Consider the following 18,448-nt stretch of genomic DNA (forward strand, 5'->3'; position numbering starts at 1 on the left):
AACATAACTTGAGAGTACAATGTCGGCTTTTTGGTTCGTTAGACTTTATCTCTATTTTGTTTTACTATTCTGAATTTATTACCCGTGAAATACATAGGAGCAGTCATCTGCTTAGGCCCTCTTCTCATTTCACATTATTTCAGATTGATCTCATGGTTCATTTTATAATTCTTTTTCAAAAACACTGGACAATCCCATTCACAAACAAGGTCTTTAGCCAAGGAAACGATCCAATCCTTTGTAATATGATATTTTTCCCCCTCAACAGTAATGAACACTTCACCATCTGTCACATAGAAAACTTCCTGCTCCTCTACATGCCACGGTCCTTTATTCGGTTCGCCTACCCATGGTTCCCACGTGTCAACACCTAATTTTTGTGCTTCTTCTGCTGTAAGTTTTTTCGCAAAAAACATGATGATCCTCTCTCTTTCTTATTGGTATTTTTGAAGGAATAGATTCTATAAACGTACGTTCTTAACATTCGTATCTTTTAAACGTTTGAACTCTTTTCTTATAAAATATATGGCAATGAGAACGCCTGGAATTTCTGCAGCAGGACCTGCGTACCATATACCTTCTACACCCCAGAACTTCGGGAAAATAAACATGAATGGAAATGAAAAAACCAACATTTTGCTAACATTTATAAACGTTGCAGTCCAGTTTCTCTCTTGGGATTCGAAATAACCAGATACAAGCAAGCTAACTGCATTAAACACAAACAAAGAATTGAATACAACTGTCGTCCAAATGCCCAGTTTCTGCAATTCAGGATTACCACCGGAAAAAAATGAAACAATTGGATCTGCAAAAATGATTAGGATGGCTGTCACAATCACAAAGAAAGCAACCGTAAAAATGATTCCCATCTTAATTGCTTGTTTCACACGCTCAAGGTTGCCCGCACCGTAATTATAACTAATGATCGGTTGCAGTCCTGTCATCCCACCGAGCGCTGCTAAGGCGAGCAGATTTGTAATGTAACCATTTTGAATCGTGAAAGCAGCAACGTGCAGCCCACCACCGTAGCTTTGCAGTAAGTTGTTGAAGAAGATAATTGCAATAAACATCATGAACTGACTTGAGAAAGATGCAAATCCTGTCCAAGCCACCTCACCAATTACCTTAAGCTTAATCCTCATATCTTTTATTTTTGGCTTAAGCTTTGTTTTCCCAAACCAAAAATAAAAGATAAGTAAAACAGGGATCGATTGTGAAATTGTATTCGCCCACGAAGATCCCATCATTCCCATGTCATATTTCACTACCAGAATCCATTCTGTAATTCCCGCAACAACTGCTGCAATTAACCAACTGTTCATTGATAATACAGGTTTTTCATCAATATTTGTAAAAATACTTAGTACAACCGCCAATATCGTTATTGGCAATGAAATCCACAATAGTCGGCTGTATTTCACCGCATATGGAAGTGCCTCCTGACTTGCTCCGAATAAAGTCATGATTTGATTTTCAAAGACCAATCCAAGTATGGCTAGTAATGTTGAGAAGAAAAGAGTAAACCATAAAGTTTGCCCCATAATACTCCTACCTTCTTCAATTTCCCCTTTTCCAAGTCGAAGTGAAATGACCGCTCCGGCTCCTATACCAAAAAGAACGCCAAGCATACGTGTAATAACCATGACCGTAAATCCAATTCCGATCCCTTCGACTTCCAGCTCCTGAAAGTCACTGACGAAATAGCCATCGACAACCGCTACAACTCCTAGAATCACGTTAGCCATAATTCCAGCCAAAGCAAACCGTAAATATAGTAACGGAATACTTTTGGTTCCCAGCACTGAATCATTCGCCGGCTTATTCATTACTTCTAGTTGCTCTATCTTCGATGATGGACGGTTGTCTACTATTTTCATGAGCATGTCCCCTTATAAATAATTTATATAGCAAGTTAAGCTCAATTAATTCGCATACCAACCTACAGGCTTCGCATTCTGATGAATATTGATTTGCTTCGTTTCCATAAAGTGCTCTAGCCCAACAGTACCTAACGCTCTTCCGATTCCACTTTGCTTATATCCTCCCCAAGGACCTTCGACATAGGCGAAATGATAACTATTAATCCAAGTAATTCCCGCACGCAATTTACTAATGACTCGTTTTGCTCGATCCATATCTTCAGTAAATACAGCACCAGCTAATCCATAAATGGAATCATTTGCTTTTTGGATGGCATCTTCCTCATCTTTAAATTTCTCTACAACAAGGACTGGACCAAAAATCTCTTCCTTAACAATACGCATATTCGCATTTACATCAGCAAAGATCGTTGGCGCAATAAAAAATCCTTGATCAAGCCCATTTTCTGTTAAGCGCTTACCGCCACAAACTAATTTTGCACCTTCTTCAATTCCGCTCTTAATGTAATGTAAAACTTCATTCATATGAGACTCGTTTGTGATGGCTCCCATTTCAATGTTCTCGCTTTCCCCGTTGCCAACTACAATTTTGCTCGCACGCTCGGCCAATCTTTCAACAAACTTATCGTAAATGGTCTCTTGTACAAGCAAACGAGATGCAGCTGAACAAACTTGCCCAGCATTGTGGAAAATACCAAACATCGCATTCTCGACTGCAGTTTCAAAATCCACATCATCGAACACAATAAGTGGAGATTTACCACCCAGTTCAAGTGTGATTTTTTTCATATTGCCCGCAGCTGCGCGCATAATGCTTTGACCTGTTTTTGTTCCACCAGTAAAGGCGATCTTGTCAACATCATGACTCTCGGCAAGCTCATTCCCAACCTTTGATCCAGGTCCCAATACCAAGTTTGCCACTCCGTCTGGAAGTCCAATCTCTTCGATAATCTCAAAAAGTTTGAATACGCTTACAGGAGTGACCTCAGCAGGCTTAAGTATAATTGTATTCCCTGCGGCAAGTGCAGGAGCAATTTGCCAAACAGCTAACATAAGCGGGAAGTTCCAAGGTACAATAAGTCCACAAACACCAATCGGTTCATGAATAATAATTGTGTCTGAAGAATCGGCACGCGTGTAAGATTCCTTTTTCATGCCCTTGATCAAGTCAGCATAATAGCGGAAGCATTGAATCGATACCGGAATATCCACATAAGTGGTTGCACGAATCACCTTACCGTTATTTGCAGTTTCCAAACTTGCAATTTCAGCTGCCTTCTCTTCAAGACGGTCTGCAATCTTATAGAGATAGTCAGCTCTTTCATCAGCCGATAAATCCGACCAGATTCCGCTGTCAAACGCTTTGCGAGCCGCCTTGATTGCTATCTTCGCATCGTCTGCTGATCCATAAGCAGACGACGCGATGACCTCTCCGTTTGCCGGATTGATAATGTTTCGTCTAGCGCCGGATAACGCTTCTACCCATTTCCCGTCAATGAACATATTAATTTTCATAAATAGCTCTCCTTTACGCAATAATATCTAAAAGTTTGAAACCAATATGTGCTAGATTTACCAGCATAGTTTTCTGATTATAGAACGGGAATGATTTGAGGCGTTCCTTTTCAAATCGATATCCACCTGCACTCCCCGTAACAATCCATTGTGCCAATAACTTACCAAACAATGTCGAGAGAGAAGCGCCGTGGCCCGTATAACCCGTTGCGAAATATGCGCCTTCTTTGGATCTGCCGATAACCGGGAAAGTATCAATTGTAACCCCGATAAATCCACCCCAACGGTAATCAATCTTACTTCCTGCTAGTTTTGGCATGATTTTAACCATGGCATCGTAAACATTTTGGTAAACAGCATCGCCTAAGTTTGGACGAACATCGCCACCGCCAAATACGATCCGATTATCTGGTGTACGTCGGAAATAGTAAAGGAAACTGCTTGTATCAAAAACCATGCGATCTTTAGGAATGACGGTACTCACCAGTGATTCTGGAAGCTGTTCAGTAGCAATAATACGTGCCGAAATTGGCAGTACGCCTTTGTTCAGTTCACTCATGATTTTTCCAGAGTAACCATCTGTAGCCACAATAATGTCTTTCGCAGTAACAACACCTTTTTCTGTTACAACTTTCACACTGTTTTGACCGTACTCAATAGATAGTGCTTTCGAATGCTCAAAGATTCTTGCACCAATCGATTTAGCTGCTTCTCCCAAACCAATTGCATAGTTCAGTGGCTGGAACGAGTAACTCGAGTCGTCGACTAAACAGCCATAATAATGTGGGGAATCAATCTCTTGATGCAACTGATTTCGATCAAGCACGCTTGATTCGTACCCGAAAGTTTTGTTTAAGTATTCGCTTTCATGTTTCAATCCTTCAAAATGCTTGGCTTTGTAAGCCGCCACAATGTGACCTGTTTTTCTAAAGTTACAGTTGATTTGATGCTCGTTGATGATACTTTTAACCAATTCAACACTAAACAGGGAGAGATCGTTAAGCTGTCTTGCTTCCTCGGCACCATACTTTTTGGCAAGCTCCTGCATCGTTGGCTTATAGCCTGGCAATACCATCCCGCCGTTACGACCGCTTGCGCCATATCCGATTGTTTCTTGCTCAAGGACAACGACACTCTTCCCTAATTTTTGCAAATGATATGCAGAAGAAAGACCTGTGAAACCTGCGCCAATAATGACAACATCTGCCTCTTCATTTCCCTCAAGAATTTTTCCTTTTTCATAACTGGTTGCAGTCGCTGTCCACAGTGAGAGAGTATCCATTCGATCCATCTTATCCATAGCTAATTCTTCTCCTTTGGTGACATGTATGTTACAATACAGTCAAATTATTCACAATATTCACATTTCGTGAATCTATCATATGACGTGGAGTTTCCTCCAGGTCAATAGCAATTTGAGAGTTTTTTGAATTCATTTTTGCGAAAAAAGTGGAGTAACTCCACTTTTTTCATTGGGGGGACATCTATGAAAATTGGTACATTTGCAAATCTATTTCACGTTACAACTGATACCGTTCGTTATTACATTGAACTAGGATTATTAATACCAGACAAAAAAAACACCCAGTATCAAATGAACCAATTGTGTCTCGACGACATGGCTTTTATTACTGAGCTGAAAAAATTTCATTTTTCACTGCTAGAAATTCAACAAATTTTATCGTATCAGCGTGTCACAGACTTCTCGGACCATGAGGATATCGACTACTACAACAACTTGCTCATTGATAAAAAGAGCCAGCTGATCAAGAAAAAAGAAGACATATCAAAAGCTATCCAATTGATTGAAAAAGCGGTTCAAACTAGCTCACCTTCATCCAAAGAAGAGAATCTTACAGGGATCCCGCTTTCCTTTGTAAATCTGCTCTATTGTCCGAAGTGTCACATTCCACTTGAAATGAAAGATGTAACGATTAAAAAAGTCTACATTCAAACAGGAAGTTTAACTTGTACTTGTGGATACGAGGCAGCTATCGAGGAAGGTATTATCATTACCTCGAACTTGTACGAGACGTCTCCTTATCCATCTTATTTTTACGATAAAGAAACGATTAAAGAGATCAATCCCAAAATGATTAACTTATTTGAAAAAAGTAATTTTTGGTTCCAAAAAGTTCTACAAAATGTAGATTTGAAAAACAAATTAATCGTGGAAACTAACGTTGACGCTTTTGTGTCACTACCCAAATATATCGATAGTCTTGAAACGAGCGCATCCTATGTATTCAGTGGCTATTCACTTGCGATGCTCAAGAAGGTTAGAAAAAGAATTGAGCGTATGAATCCGAAGCCAAACGTCCTTTATATTTTGAATTCTGATTTAAATTTGCCATTGAAACCGCTTAGCATCGATATTTTTGTGGATAGTTTTACAGCAACTGATTTTTCACTGCTCAATCCGCAGTTCCCAATTCACGTTCTAAAAAACTATTTCCATAGCAGTTCAACAATTGTTGGCGGGTACTCCTATTATGATAGCTCAGCCAAATCCTTAAAAAACATTTCAGCCTTATATCCAAATTCTAACGAGCATATTTTATATCCAAAATACTTAGAAGAAAATTTATCTGTCAACGAGTTTCAAATCACCCAAAATGAAAATATCGGTTACTGTACAGATCCAGGACCCTATTTTGATTATCATGTAATAGGCGAAAAATTCCACATGCTAATGTATTTGGCTAATACAAAAAAATAGCGCACAAAAAGAGACTGTCCGAAAAGCAGGCTAGTTCACGGATGAGACAGCCCCCTTGTAGCTAAAATCATGATTAATCTAAAAAATGGTAGCGCAGGCATAAGCACCCGTGCTACCATTTTCGATTTGATCTATTTGCTATTCTTAAGCAAATTATAGGCAAGTGAAATTAAAAAGACACTTTTCCCCCCTCAGTTTGTCGTTTCCGACAAGACTTTTCATCGTGCAGCAGGGATTTTTTGCAATTTGTTGTATTTCATAGTTATATAGAGAATATACAAACTACATATTTAGAGAGGACATGATTATGACAGAATTTAAGAATAGAATAGATGTACCTAATCAGGAAAAATGGGATTTAACAGCCATTTATAAAACAATTGAAGACTGGAAAAACGACTATGAAAAAATCGAAATTTTAACAGAGAACTTAAAAGAATTCAATGGAAATATCCATGATGGCCAAAGTTTACTTACTTATCTTACAAAAAGTGAAGAAGTATCAAGTTTGTTCAGTCTCGTTTATGCATATGCAAGGCTTCAAGCTGACCTTGATACACGCGATATGGAAGCTCAGTCTCTTATAGACAAAGCATCACAATTACATGTTAAAATAAGCGCCACTCGTTCCTTCTTTTCACCGTTCTTACTTAGTATCGATGAGAAAACATTACATTCCTATATAGAAGAAAATGAAGGCTTACACTATTATAAAGAGGATTTATTTGAATTATATCGCTATAAAAACCATGTCTTAAATAAAGATAAAGAAGAGATTTTATCCCAAATGGGTGAAGCCCTCTCTGCTCCTCAACATACATATGGAATGATAAATAACGCAGACATTACATTTGGAGAAGTTACAACTGAAAATGGGGATAAAGTGAACTTAACTCGCGGGATGTACTCAAAATTAATAAAAGATGAACATAGAGATACGAGGAAGGAAGCTTATAAAGCCTACTATCAACCCTACGTTCAACTAAAAAACTCTATAGCTTCTACTTTAGCAGCAGCTATAAAAAACAATGTTACCATTTCAAAAATTAGAAACTATCCTTCTGCTTTAGAAAAATCTTTATTTGGTGATATGGTTCCAAAGGAAGTATATGATACTTTAATTGATACGACTAAAAGAAATATTAAATCTCTTCATACGTATAATCATTTACGAAAAGAAAAATTGCAGCTAGATGAATTAAGACAGTATGACTTAAATGTTGATTTAGTAAAAGGCGTAAAACAAGATATTCCATATGATGAAGCATTTGAAATGATGCTTACTTCCCTTTCTCCACTCGGTGAAGAATATCTTCAAACACTTCGAGGTTTTAAAGACAAACGCTACATAGATGTAAGAGAATTACCTGGTAAACGTTCTGGTGCCTATAATTTTGGTGTATATGGTGTTCATCCGTTTATCCTTTTAAATCATAATGATGACTTAAATAGTCTCTTTACGCTTACTCATGAATGTGGACATGGTATGCATACATATTATTCACATAGTTTCCAGCCGAGAATTTCCGCTCACTATTCAATTTTTGTAGCCGAGGTAGCTTCAACAGTAAATGAAGTACTGCTCATTCACCATTTATTAAAAGAAGCAAAAGATATAGACGTACGCAAACATTTAATCAATCACTTTATCGACCAGTTTAAAGGAACTTTCTTTACACAAGTTATGTTTGCTGAATTTGAAAAGATTACGCACGAAATGGCAGAACAAGGTAAGCCACTAAATGCTCAAGCATTCAATGATGTTTATGAGAAATTATTTAGAGAATACAATGGGGACACTCTCGTATTCGATGAAGAAGTAAAATATGGATGGTCTAGAATCCCTCATTTTTACCGACCATTTTACGTTTATAAATACGCTACCGGATTTGCTTCCGCAATTCAAATCGCAGAGCAACTTTTAAGCGGTGATCCTACCGCTCAGAAAAATTATATCGATTTCTTAAAAGGCGGAAGTTCAGATTATCCACTGAACCTTTTAAAGCAAGCCGGTGTCGATTTAACAACATCAAAACCTATTGAAAGTGCATTAGATCGTTTTAGTAAACTAGTTGAAGAATTTTCGTCATTTTAACAAAAAGAGCCTCTCATGCTAGAGGCTTTTTCAAATTTATTTTCCTTCTAATGAATCTTTTGCCATCTTTCAAAATTCCTGATTACATGCATCACTCATTCCATTTTGGACATTCAAGAAAAGAATGTTCAAAATTTGTTTATCCCAATTGAAATTTATTAAATGTATTTTATTTAACTAATGCACCATAAAGCAAGTGATACAGGTCCCCCCTCGATAAATGAATCAAACCCCCTCAGTTTCCTAATGTAATGAGTCTTCTTCACTATCTATTAAAAAGACTACTGTATTCCTTGAACGAGACGTACTCTTATTAGAAAAAATTAAGCACCTACAAAGTCAGGGCCAATAGCTAGAAACTGCAATTAAACAAGTGCTGAGCAAGCAAAAGCATGTCCCACTCACCCCACAGAACACCCTTCACTCATAGATATAGATTTGAACATGGGAAAAGTACAATTAAAAAAAGAATTGTTAGAGGCAATCAAGCAGGAGTTTTTAGTAGTAAGCAACGTATTTTGCAAAGATTAGAAGAACGAGATCAAGTGCTGATACAACATATACGAGAGGTACAAAAAAGTTAATATAGGTTAATAAACAAGCACTTTTTCTATTAAAACATAAAATAATATATCTCTTATTCGAAGGGAGGTATAAAAATGAGTTGGAGTAGTGACTGTTCGAAGCGTCGTAATGATTCTTGTAAATGTGAGCACCGTAGCGATTCGTGGAAAGATAAACACGACAGTGATTCTTGTAAGTGTAAACGTCATAGTGATAGTGGTTCTTGTAGATGTAAGAGAGAACATCGTCGTAGATGTTGTTTCATTTGTTTTCATTGTGATTGCAAACATTGATAAAATAGTTCCTCGTTTTTAGTTTTTGGTTAGAAATCATATAAAAAGCTTATCCTTTGTAAGAAAGGTTAGGCTTTTTATATTTGCTACTAATTGCGCTATGTTAACCTTATATGGATTTTTATTTATAACATTTTTTTTAACTCTTCATTCTTTCTTAAATTTTATCGGACACAGTTCTTTTCTACTACCTTGTTTTTTTCTTATTCCTCAACTAGAGGCACTTACATTTCACCATGAACTACATAAATGAATATCTGAAAAAAACTTTATACAATTTTAAATAATGAAATACGTTTTAGTTCCACTCATAAAAGTGCTACTATAGATATCAGAACGACTTAATAAAACCAATGATTGATACGTTTTTTATTCATTGATTATAGAGGAAATGCACATAATTATAGATGAATTCAAGAAAGGTTTGTAAAAAACTAGTTTTAAAAATAAAACAACAAAAGGAGATACAATGGAAAAGAAAAAAGAACTTAAAGAAGCTGGATGGAATTTTGACAACAGTTATGCTCGTCTACCAGAGCCATTTTTCGCCAATCTCTCTCCAACACCCGTACGTTCACCAAAGTTAGTCATTCTAAATGATTCTTTGGCAACATCTTTAGGGTTAAGCATAGAGGAACTTAAAAACGAAGAAGGCTTAGCAATGCTTGCCGGCAACAAAGTTCCCGAAGGTGCTTCTCCCCTTGCTCAAGCATATGCTGGGCATCAATTTGGACACTTTAATATGCTGGGGGACGGACGTGCTCTACTAATTAGCGAGCATATTTCTCCTTCAGGTAAGAGGTTTGATATTCAGCTAAAAGGTTCCGGTCGAACACCATACTCCCGCCGAGGGGATGGCCGCGCGGCACTCGGACCCATGCTGCGTGAATATATCATAAGTGAAGCAATGCATGCGCTTGGTATTCCTACTACCCGTAGTTTGGCTGTAGTTTCAACAGGTGAGTTAATCATTCGCGAAACTGCCTTGCCAGGTGCAATTTTGACACGTGTAGCTAGCAGTCATATACGCGTCGGTACGTTTCAATACGCAGCAGCTAGCTGCTCAGTTGAGGAACTTAAAACTTTAGCTGATTATACAATTAAGCGTCACTTTCCAGCTATTCAATCGCAGGAAAATCCATACTTAGCGCTACTTGAAGAAGTGCTGAAGCAACAAGCCAGCCTAATTGCAAAATGGCAACTCGTTGGTTTTATCCACGGGGTGATGAATACCGACAATATGACCATTAGTGGAGAAACCATCGATTACGGTCCTTGTGCCTTTATGGACGAATATGATCCAGCAACCGTATTTAGTTCCATTGATACACAAGGCCGATATGCCTATGGTAACCAGCCTTATATAGGTGTTTGGAATCTTGCCCGATTTGCGGAATCTTTATTACCACTCCTACATACAAATTTGGAACAAGCGACCCAAATAGCTCAAGATAGCCTTTCAAAATTTGGTGCTCTATATGAACAGCATTGGCTAACTGGAATGAGAGCGAAAATAGGTATATGTAATGAAGAAGCAGAAGATAAAGTCCTTATTGATGAACTCCTTAAGATGATGGAGAAATATCGCGCAGATTATACGAATACCTTCCTTGCTTTAACTTTTGATACAAATGAAGATACCGATTTGTTTAACAGCACAGAGTTTACTCATTGGAAGAAAAAATGGCAAGCAAGACTAGGCAAACAGCAGGAATCAAAAGCTTCTTCACATCAGTTGATGCGAGACAATAATCCTGCGGTAATTCCACGAAATCACCGTGTGGAAGAGGCGCTAGAGGCCGCAGTAAAACAAGGGGATTATAGTGTGATGGAACGACTGCTCGCGGTTCTTTCAACCCCTTACGCACATTCACCTGAACAATGTGAATACGCTACATTGCCTGCGCCTTCATCCCGTCCTTATCGAACTTTTTGTGGTACGTGAGAAAACATGCAGTCAACACCTTTTCATGATTTACTGTTTATATAACATGATGCTCCTCCTTCACTTGAAGGGGGAGCATTTCTTTCACATGATTCGTATAAAGTGAAGCTTTAATCAGTTATTTTTTCATTCCCCACTAGTTATTAGTAGAACCATTCCCTATTCTTTCATTTTAAAGATCTTATTCGGATTCAGAATGTTTTTCGGATCAAGAGCTTGTTTTATATTTTTCATCACAAGAAGTGCTGCCCCATGCTCTTTTTCTTGATATTTTCGTTTACCAATTCCTACCCCATGTTCACCTGTACATGTTCCACCGCGTTCAAGAGCATACATTACAATCTTTTCATTTGCCGCTTCTGTTTTATGCACTTCTTCTGTATCATTAGGATTCACCATTAATAGAACATGAAAATTCCCATCTCCGACATGTCCAAGTATCCCCCCAACAATTCCCATTTCATCTAAAGTCTCTTTGGCATATTGTATTGCATTTGCTAACTCTGAAATTGGCACACAAACGTCCATACTCATCAGTTTTTTCCCTGGATGGCTATGAACATATGCATACGCTAAGTTGTGTCTTGCTTCCCATAATTTATTTCTTGCTGCCGTTTCGGTTTCAAATGAAATAGCATTACATTTATGATCTTTCACAATTTCTTTTGTAAATTCAACATCCTGTTTTAACCCTGCTTCATTCCCATGAAACTCTAAAAATAAAGTTGGCTCTTCTCTATAATTTGTTTCACTATAAAGATTAACTTGTTTCATTGAAAGTTCATCAACAAGTTCAATCCGTGCGATCGGAATGCCAGCTTGTAAAATATCAATCACAGCTTCTACAGCATCATTTACTGCCGGAAAAGATGCTCTTGCTGCCATCGTATGCTCAGGTATTCCATACACTTTTAATGTCAATTCCGTAAAACAACCAAGTGTTCCTTCTGATCCAACGAAAATACCATTTAAATGATAGCCAGATGATGACTTTGCCGCTAGAGTCCCTGTGTGTATAATTGTCCCATCTGCCAGTACCACTTCTAAATCACGAACTTGATCACGCATCACACCATACTTTACTGAAGTCGTTCCACTCGCATTTGTAGCAGCCATTCCTCCTAGCGTAGCATCGGCTCCTGGGTCTACACTAAAAAACAACCCGTGCTTTTTTAATTCTTTATTAAGCTGCGAACGAGTCACACCCGGTTGAACTTTAACGAGAAAATCATTTTCTCTTACCTCTAGCACTTGATTCATAAGTGAGAAATCTATTGTAATCCCGTTTTCATATGGAATCACATGCCCTTCCAAACTTGATCCTACTCCAAATGGTACAACGGGCGCTTGGTACTTGTTCGCTAGTTTTATTACTTCACTAACCTCTTTTGTCTTTGTTGGAAATACAACAACATCTGGTAAACTACTAGCATGATAAGATTCATCTTTACTGTGCAATTCTCTCACCGTTTCATTTACTACTACTTGCGTTTCAGGAAGTACCTCTTTTAAGGCAATTATCAAATTTGCAGTTTCAGCTTTCATTTTATTCTCTCCCATCATTTTGTTACAGATTTGATATACAATTTAAGATCGTTTTATAATGATTCATCTGATGAACTATTCCATACATGGTAATCTGAAAAATCAAATAATTCAAGTCTTAATTCGGAAACAATTTAAATTTCGAAAGTTCTCTTTTCTTGTTAGGAGATTACTAAAATTATCCAGAGTTAATATTTGTAATATCAAGAAACTTTATTTATATTCAAATTAACCTGAATTTAACAATAGACATACAGGATAAATATCATTTATGGGGGAATTAGACGTGCAATTACCAACCTTTAAATATAATCCGAACTCATTAGAATTAGGGATTATAAAAAAAGAACTTACGACTTGTTGTGTTTGCAAAAACGAACGTGAATATATTTATAGCGGTCCTTTCTATTCCATAGAAAATGTAGAAAGCATCTGCCCTTGGTGTATCGCTAATGGAAATGCAGCTAAAAAATTTGATGGCGAATTTCAAGATTCATACTCTTGTGATGAAGTAAACGATGAAGAAAAATTAAAGGAACTTATCCATAGAACACCTGGATATCGCGGATGGCAACAGGAATACTGGTTAGGGCATTGCAATGATTTTTGTGCATTCATTGGATATGTAGAATGGAAAGAAATCGCTCATTTAGAGAATGAATTACAACAAGACTTAGTTGAATTTACGGGGTATTATGGACTTAGTTTACAAGATTTTCAGTATTCATTGGGGCATCAAGGTAGTTTGCAAGGATATCTTTTCAAGTGTTTACACTGCGGTATACACCGTTTACATGTAGATTGCACCTAATATATCAATGTACGACAACTGTATTCACATCGTAATACTTTATACCAATAGTGCATTTCGTTTCATTTTTCTATAATGATACAAAGCAACAATGAATACAACTTCTTCCTACCATCAAAAAACGAAAAAGAGTCCACTTGTATTGGACTCTTTTGTATATATGTGAAAAGATTTTGAAGTTCCTTTTCCATTTCTTCATGTATATCTTGATTTGCAGCAATAATTCCAAAAGCACCCCAATTAAACATGCAAACCTTTCTCTTTGAAATAACTTAACATTTTCCGGTAATTCTCACCATACTTCTCCTGAAATTCTTTCCCAAAATCTTCTTCAATGTGTTGCATCATCATATCATGGTAAAAAGCGTTTTTTATTACTTCAATTACTGCTGGATGGCTCGTCTCTAATGCAGATGGCTTCATATCTCCTTTGAAACTACCAATTAAAGCTGAACTAGAATCACAGAGAATAGAAAACTTCCTTTCATCCACAGGCCATTCTTCGTCCCTATAATGCTGGAATACATGTTTAAGAGGTGTTTTACATGTTCCCATTGTAATTAATATGACACTAACCCCTTTACATTCAGCTACAAGTAACGCTTCCTCTATATGGTGTAAATCTTCTGACCAAACATCTACAACTATAGATGTTTCTGCATTTGCAATAACGCGACGTGCAGCATTATCTAACGCATTGCTTCCTTGCCAATTATAAAAAGCAGATGCAGGTCTAGGCGGATTTTTTAATTGATTAATAAGAGCCTTCGAAGTTTGTTCAAATTCAGTTTGAACAAGGCGAATTAATTGCTCAATTGGAACAGCATTATAAAGTACTGTCTCCCCTTCTATACTACGGCAAGCTCCTTTGTCCGTTAATGATCGTAATGCAGCATATACATTTGTTCTTGATACAGATACCCGTTTTGCAACTTCATAACCGGACAACTCTGTCTCTTCATGTAACGTCAAATAACACCTTGCTTCTAAATCAGACAAACCTATTTTTTTTAGTAAATCAATCATGGGAGACCTCCTATCTTAACACTTGAATGGGATGCATATCTTAAGTGGTATTTATCAATACTCCTAAAAAGTGTATTACCCTTAGTTTAAACGAAAATCAACAAAATTTCATCTGTTTATTCTTGTTAATTAACATTTGTACAAGAACAAGAAAGTCTAAACTAGAATTTTATAGATTTACAAAATTCTACCCATGTAGTCTTAGGTTAAATCAAATAAATAAATTTGAAAGAAGATAACTCCTTTAAAGAAAAATCCCCAAAAGTTCTTGTTTTTGGGGATTAGATGAATTATACGTATAAATGTTTCAACACTTACTTCATTTCCAGTTTAATATTAATAACTGAACGAACTTCTTTTACTTGTTGTTCTGCATCTCCAACATTGGAAGCATAACCTAATTCTAACAATAGTCCAGTTACCACTGTACCAGTGCGATTACGCCATCTCACCTAATCGATTAAACGCTTCAAATTAGATAAAAAATAGCCACAATCTGTTTATGAAAAGATTGTGACTACTTTGCGTGGACCCAAAAAGGTTTTTTGCTAATCTATTTCTTCGCATCTTTCATGCTATAATATCCTAAATTAATCACAATTAAGAAATAACCACCCATAATTCCAGCAGCAAATGTCCACATGACACTATGATGTTCAATTTCATACATAATAATCGCACCGAGTATCGCTGCTGCAAACCGATTCATCATACCAAGCGTCGGTGCTTTTACTTTTTTTACAATGCTATCTCCAAACTTTTCAATACGCCTTCCTAAAATCCAAACACAATACATACTAACAAGCAAGCCAATGCTTGCACCTAAAAAATGGGACGAGAAAGGCGTCATAACCCATCCTAATAACATCGCGCCTAGCAAATAATACATTTGTATATTAAATGCTCTTAGTGCCATACGAATCATGCTGTGCTCCTTTACCTGCTTCATTGTATTTACATATCAACAACTACAGCTGCTACTATCAAAAACATATATATCCCTATTGTTTTTCTAATATATAAGTCACGTGAAATAAAGAACTGGCCGCTTCTATCCAGCGCCGGATACACTCTTCCACACAAAAAAAGAATGGTTTTATGTCGGCTTTTTATTTTATATCTATATTCAATAACATGGGGTTTCTGTACAAAACAACATGTTATCCCTTAACGTACAAGTTTTCACTTTTGATAACGTGACCTCTAGAATGAGATAACCGCAAAACATCGTCATAACTGTCTTGAATGATTTTAGAGTTAGCTTTTCCAGTTAGAATCTTTTCGATAATTCCATACATTCTTATTCATGAATAATTCCTATAACCCTGCCGAACGTAATAAAAACGAAACACCATAAAAATGCGCCGATAGCAGCGAACAAAATATAAGTTTTCAACTTCATTTTGCTAATCCCCGAAAGGTAACAGGTTATATGTCTGACACCTGGAATGAAATACCCAAAAATAAGAGAATAGGATCCATATTTCCCCATCCACTTTTCAACTTTGATTATTCTCTTTTCCTTCAAACCGATCCATTTCCCATACTTCTCAATAAAAGGACGACCTGCCTTTTTACCGATCATATAACTGATCAACATACCCAACAACGCTCCTACAAAACTGACTAAAATGGCAAGCCCATAATTCAGGACATTAATATTCGTAAAGTAACCTACGACTGTCATCATGACTTCATCAGGGATTGGTATTCCTACAATCCCAAGAACAAGCATCAAAAAAATAGCGAGGTAACCATAGTCTGCTATAACCTGCTGTACTAATTCCATCTTTCAGACTCCAATTTTTTTGACATATGTTTTTTTAAATGGGGGAATTTTATTTTGCTCACCATTAAATAAGACAGTACACATGTGCCAAGGGCTATAAGAATAGGATTATTCAAAAAGCATAAAATGACGAGACACATTGCCGCAAATGGAATTGGCATTCCGATAAACGTCGGGAGCTTGCTTTGTTGAATATTAAATCTAGCAAGCCGAAGCATTCCACAAATACTGTAAGCCAGTGCACATAGCATCCCAATAGACTGCAGATCTTTTAAAGCTACACTATATGCAAGTATAGACGGAGCTATACCAAAGGTAACTAAATCCGCAAATGAGTCTAGTTCTCTACCTATCTCCGAAATAGAATCAAGTTTCCGAGCAATCATGCCATCAAAAAGATCAAATAACATACCTGTAATAATAAAAATCATTCCAAAATAAATATCGTGAACGAAAACTGAGTAAATAGCCAGAAGTCCACAGATAAAATTTGCTATCGTAATAATACTTGGTATATAACTCATAACATGCTTTTCCCTCTTTCAATTAACTAAGTAATGTTTCAAAAAGTTAATTAAAACTCAGTGAACATATACAACTTTTTTAATAAAAATCGCTTCATAGAAACTTTATTACTATTTGGGCTCAAGTGTCTTCTTTTTTTCTTCCAATATAATTTTATTTATTTTAATTAAGGTATCAGTCATTTGCTGCAAGGCTTCGATATCAATTTTAGAGAAGTACTTCTCAATAAGTAAATCATCTAGCTGAGACAACCGTTCTATATAATCGCTACCATTAGGACCAAGTGTAAGGAAATACTCACGTTTATTGTTAGGATTTACTTGTTTCGAAATCATATTATGCTTTTCCAATTTAGATAAAACTTGGCTAACAGCGCTTTTAGATATATTAAAAGTGGTCGCAATATTGTTCGCTGTAGTATTTTTATTTAAATTAATATAGAATATCATACTCTCTTGCTGCCCTGTAAGACCGAACTCATCCTTTAACTCGTGAGATAGTAAAATGTAGAATTCATTGTAGGCTCTATTCATTTCGTTAATTACTTCTTTATAAGATCTGGTCATAGTATTGTTCCTCCAGTCATTCTGTTATTGCATTGTGCGCCGTTTTTTGTTTCAACACATATTTTAGTTTAGTTTAGTTAACTTAACTATATTACACCTTTATGTTAGTGTAAAGGAAAATATATGGATTTGAGTCAATGTTTTGGACACCAAAAAGTTAAATCTAAGCTACTTTGTTAGCTAGATCTTCTATTGCTTGGGGAGTTTTATAACCAATACTACTATGAATTCTCTTGCGGTTATACCATCCCTCGATGTATTGAAATAGTGCTACGTTTGCTTGTTCAAATGTGGAATATTTTGTACGATATACTTCTTCTTTCTTTAAAATGGCATGAAACGACTCTATGCAAGCATTATCATATGGACACCCTTTTTTGCTGAAAGAGGATTTTATAATTCGCGAGTAAGATTTGAAATTCCTGACTTGTATATTGAGTTCCTAAGTCAGTATGTAGAATAAGAACTTCTGGTGGCTTCTGTATATAGTAAGCGTTTTCTAATGCTTTTACCACAAGATTCGTTGTCATATTTTGTGAAAATGAGTATCCAACAATTTTTTTAGAATACAAATCCATCACAGATGCAAGGTAACACCAACCATCTTTTTGCGTGTGAATATAAGTAATATCTGCTACCCACTTTTCATTAATTGTAGTTGTAGAGAAATCTTGTTTTAATAGATTTTCCCGCTCCTCTACAGTTGATTTTGATGAATGTGGTTTGTATTTTTTAAGGTAATAGAACGGATATTTTCTTTTTTCATGAGCCGTTGTACACGTTTTATACTTATTTGTACACCTTGTTCCAATAGTGTTTGATGAATCTTTGGTGCGCCGTAACGCTCTTCGCTATCTTGATGGATTTGTTTAATTTTTTTGGTTAATTTTTTATTTTCACGACTACGCTTACACTCTGTTTTGTGATGAGATTGGTAGTAAGAACTTCTTGCTATCCCAAGAGTTTGGCACACTATATGAACAGAGTCCGTTTCTTTGTGACAATCAATAAATTGGTGTAATTCTGTATCTTTTATTTTCTCGCGAATATGGCCATAGCCTTTTTAAAAATTTCATTTTCTTCTTTTAGACGAAGCATTTCTTTTTTCATTCGTTTTAAATCTTCTAATGTCACTTCTTATCTTTTTTCAGATAAGAAGTAACATTTTTTTG

At 36.4% G+C, this 18,448-nt stretch carries 15 protein-coding genes and 2 pseudogenes; 5 read left to right on the forward strand and 12 right to left on the reverse strand.

The window, feature by feature from the left end:
- Positions 1 to 134: 134 nt before the first annotated feature.
- Genes QRY57_RS17270 through QRY57_RS17285 form a run of 4 tightly spaced genes read right to left on the reverse strand, consistent with a single transcriptional unit; the run spans position 135 to position 4,698 of the window.
- On the reverse strand, positions 135 to 416 hold the full coding sequence (locus tag QRY57_RS17270) for a cupin domain-containing protein (RefSeq protein WP_286015695.1): 282 nt from the start codon (positions 414 to 416) through the stop codon (positions 135 to 137).
- Positions 417 to 461: 45 nt separating this feature from the next.
- A complete protein-coding gene (locus QRY57_RS17275) occupies positions 462 to 1,880 on the reverse strand; it encodes an MATE family efflux transporter (RefSeq protein ID WP_286015696.1) in 1,419 nt (472 codons plus the stop codon).
- 45 nt (positions 1,881 to 1,925) lie between these two features.
- The gene (locus QRY57_RS17280; protein ID WP_286015697.1) at positions 1,926 to 3,398 is read right to left on the reverse strand and encodes an aldehyde dehydrogenase family protein; all 1,473 of its coding nucleotides are present in this window, start codon (positions 3,396 to 3,398) and stop codon (positions 1,926 to 1,928) included.
- A 13-nt stretch (positions 3,399 to 3,411) separates the two neighbouring features.
- A complete protein-coding gene (locus tag QRY57_RS17285) occupies positions 3,412 to 4,698 on the reverse strand; it encodes an NAD(P)/FAD-dependent oxidoreductase (protein ID WP_026591562.1) in 1,287 nt (428 codons plus the stop codon).
- A gap of 186 nt (positions 4,699 to 4,884) precedes the next feature.
- On the opposite strand from QRY57_RS17285, the gene QRY57_RS17290 reads away from it, so the two are divergent.
- The 4 genes from QRY57_RS17290 (at position 4,885) to QRY57_RS17305 (ending at position 11,014) form a co-directional block, all read left to right on the forward strand.
- The gene (locus tag QRY57_RS17290; RefSeq protein ID WP_286015698.1) at positions 4,885 to 6,117 is read left to right on the forward strand and encodes a MerR family transcriptional regulator; all 1,233 of its coding nucleotides are present in this window, start codon (positions 4,885 to 4,887) and stop codon (positions 6,115 to 6,117) included.
- A gap of 307 nt (positions 6,118 to 6,424) precedes the next feature.
- Positions 6,425 to 8,212, forward strand: a complete 1,788-nt coding sequence (pepF, locus tag QRY57_RS17295) for an oligoendopeptidase F (protein WP_286015699.1) — start codon at positions 6,425 to 6,427, stop codon at positions 8,210 to 8,212.
- Between the two features lie 672 nt (positions 8,213 to 8,884).
- On the forward strand, positions 8,885 to 9,091 hold the full coding sequence (locus tag QRY57_RS17300) for a hypothetical protein (RefSeq protein WP_026591565.1): 207 nt from the start codon (positions 8,885 to 8,887) through the stop codon (positions 9,089 to 9,091).
- A gap of 447 nt (positions 9,092 to 9,538) precedes the next feature.
- A complete protein-coding gene (locus QRY57_RS17305; protein WP_286015700.1) occupies positions 9,539 to 11,014 on the forward strand; it encodes a protein adenylyltransferase SelO in 1,476 nt (491 codons plus the stop codon).
- Positions 11,015 to 11,173: 159 nt separating this feature from the next.
- Here QRY57_RS17305 and QRY57_RS17310 read toward each other — a convergent pair whose 3' ends face one another.
- Complete coding sequence (locus QRY57_RS17310) at positions 11,174 to 12,559, reverse strand: FAD-binding oxidoreductase (RefSeq protein WP_286015701.1); 1,386 nt, start codon at positions 12,557 to 12,559, stop codon at positions 11,174 to 11,176.
- Positions 12,560 to 12,845: 286 nt separating this feature from the next.
- Between QRY57_RS17310 and QRY57_RS17315 the strand changes: the two genes are divergently transcribed.
- Positions 12,846 to 13,370, forward strand: a complete 525-nt coding sequence (locus QRY57_RS17315) for a CbrC family protein (protein WP_286015702.1) — start codon at positions 12,846 to 12,848, stop codon at positions 13,368 to 13,370.
- Positions 13,371 to 13,610: 240 nt separating this feature from the next.
- On the opposite strand, the gene QRY57_RS17320 is transcribed toward QRY57_RS17315, so the two are convergent.
- The 7 genes and pseudogenes from QRY57_RS17320 to QRY57_RS17350 all read right to left on the reverse strand — a co-directional run.
- Positions 13,611 to 14,396 carry a TrmB family transcriptional regulator gene (locus QRY57_RS17320; RefSeq protein ID WP_286015703.1) on the reverse strand — a complete coding sequence of 262 codons (786 nt, stop codon included), beginning with the start codon at positions 14,394 to 14,396 and terminating at the stop codon, positions 13,611 to 13,613.
- Positions 14,397 to 14,710: 314 nt separating this feature from the next.
- Positions 14,711 to 14,839, reverse strand: a pseudogene (locus QRY57_RS17325) (protein-tyrosine phosphatase family protein); the annotation flags it as partial.
- A gap of 110 nt (positions 14,840 to 14,949) precedes the next feature.
- Complete coding sequence (locus QRY57_RS17330) at positions 14,950 to 15,321, reverse strand: ATP synthase subunit I (RefSeq protein ID WP_286015704.1); 372 nt, start codon at positions 15,319 to 15,321, stop codon at positions 14,950 to 14,952.
- A 375-nt stretch (positions 15,322 to 15,696) separates the two neighbouring features.
- The gene (locus QRY57_RS17335; protein ID WP_286015705.1) at positions 15,697 to 16,185 is read right to left on the reverse strand and encodes a DedA family protein; all 489 of its coding nucleotides are present in this window, start codon (positions 16,183 to 16,185) and stop codon (positions 15,697 to 15,699) included.
- The gene (pssA, locus tag QRY57_RS17340; protein ID WP_286015706.1) at positions 16,176 to 16,709 is read right to left on the reverse strand and encodes a CDP-diacylglycerol--serine O-phosphatidyltransferase; all 534 of its coding nucleotides are present in this window, start codon (positions 16,707 to 16,709) and stop codon (positions 16,176 to 16,178) included. The genes QRY57_RS17335 and pssA overlap by 10 nt, the downstream gene beginning before the upstream one ends.
- Positions 16,710 to 16,820: 111 nt before the next feature.
- Positions 16,821 to 17,276, reverse strand: coding sequence for a MarR family winged helix-turn-helix transcriptional regulator (locus QRY57_RS17345; RefSeq protein ID WP_286015707.1), 456 nt, complete (start codon positions 17,274 to 17,276; stop codon positions 16,821 to 16,823).
- Between the two features lie 163 nt (positions 17,277 to 17,439).
- Positions 17,440 to 18,413, reverse strand: a pseudogene (locus tag QRY57_RS17350) (IS3 family transposase); the annotation flags it as partial.
- Positions 18,414 to 18,448: the final 35 nt, after the last annotated feature.

Source organism: Bacillus arachidis (genome assembly GCF_030285945.1).
In the GTDB taxonomy this organism is placed as follows: domain Bacteria; phylum Bacillota; class Bacilli; order Bacillales; family Bacillaceae_G; genus Bacillus_A; species Bacillus_A arachidis.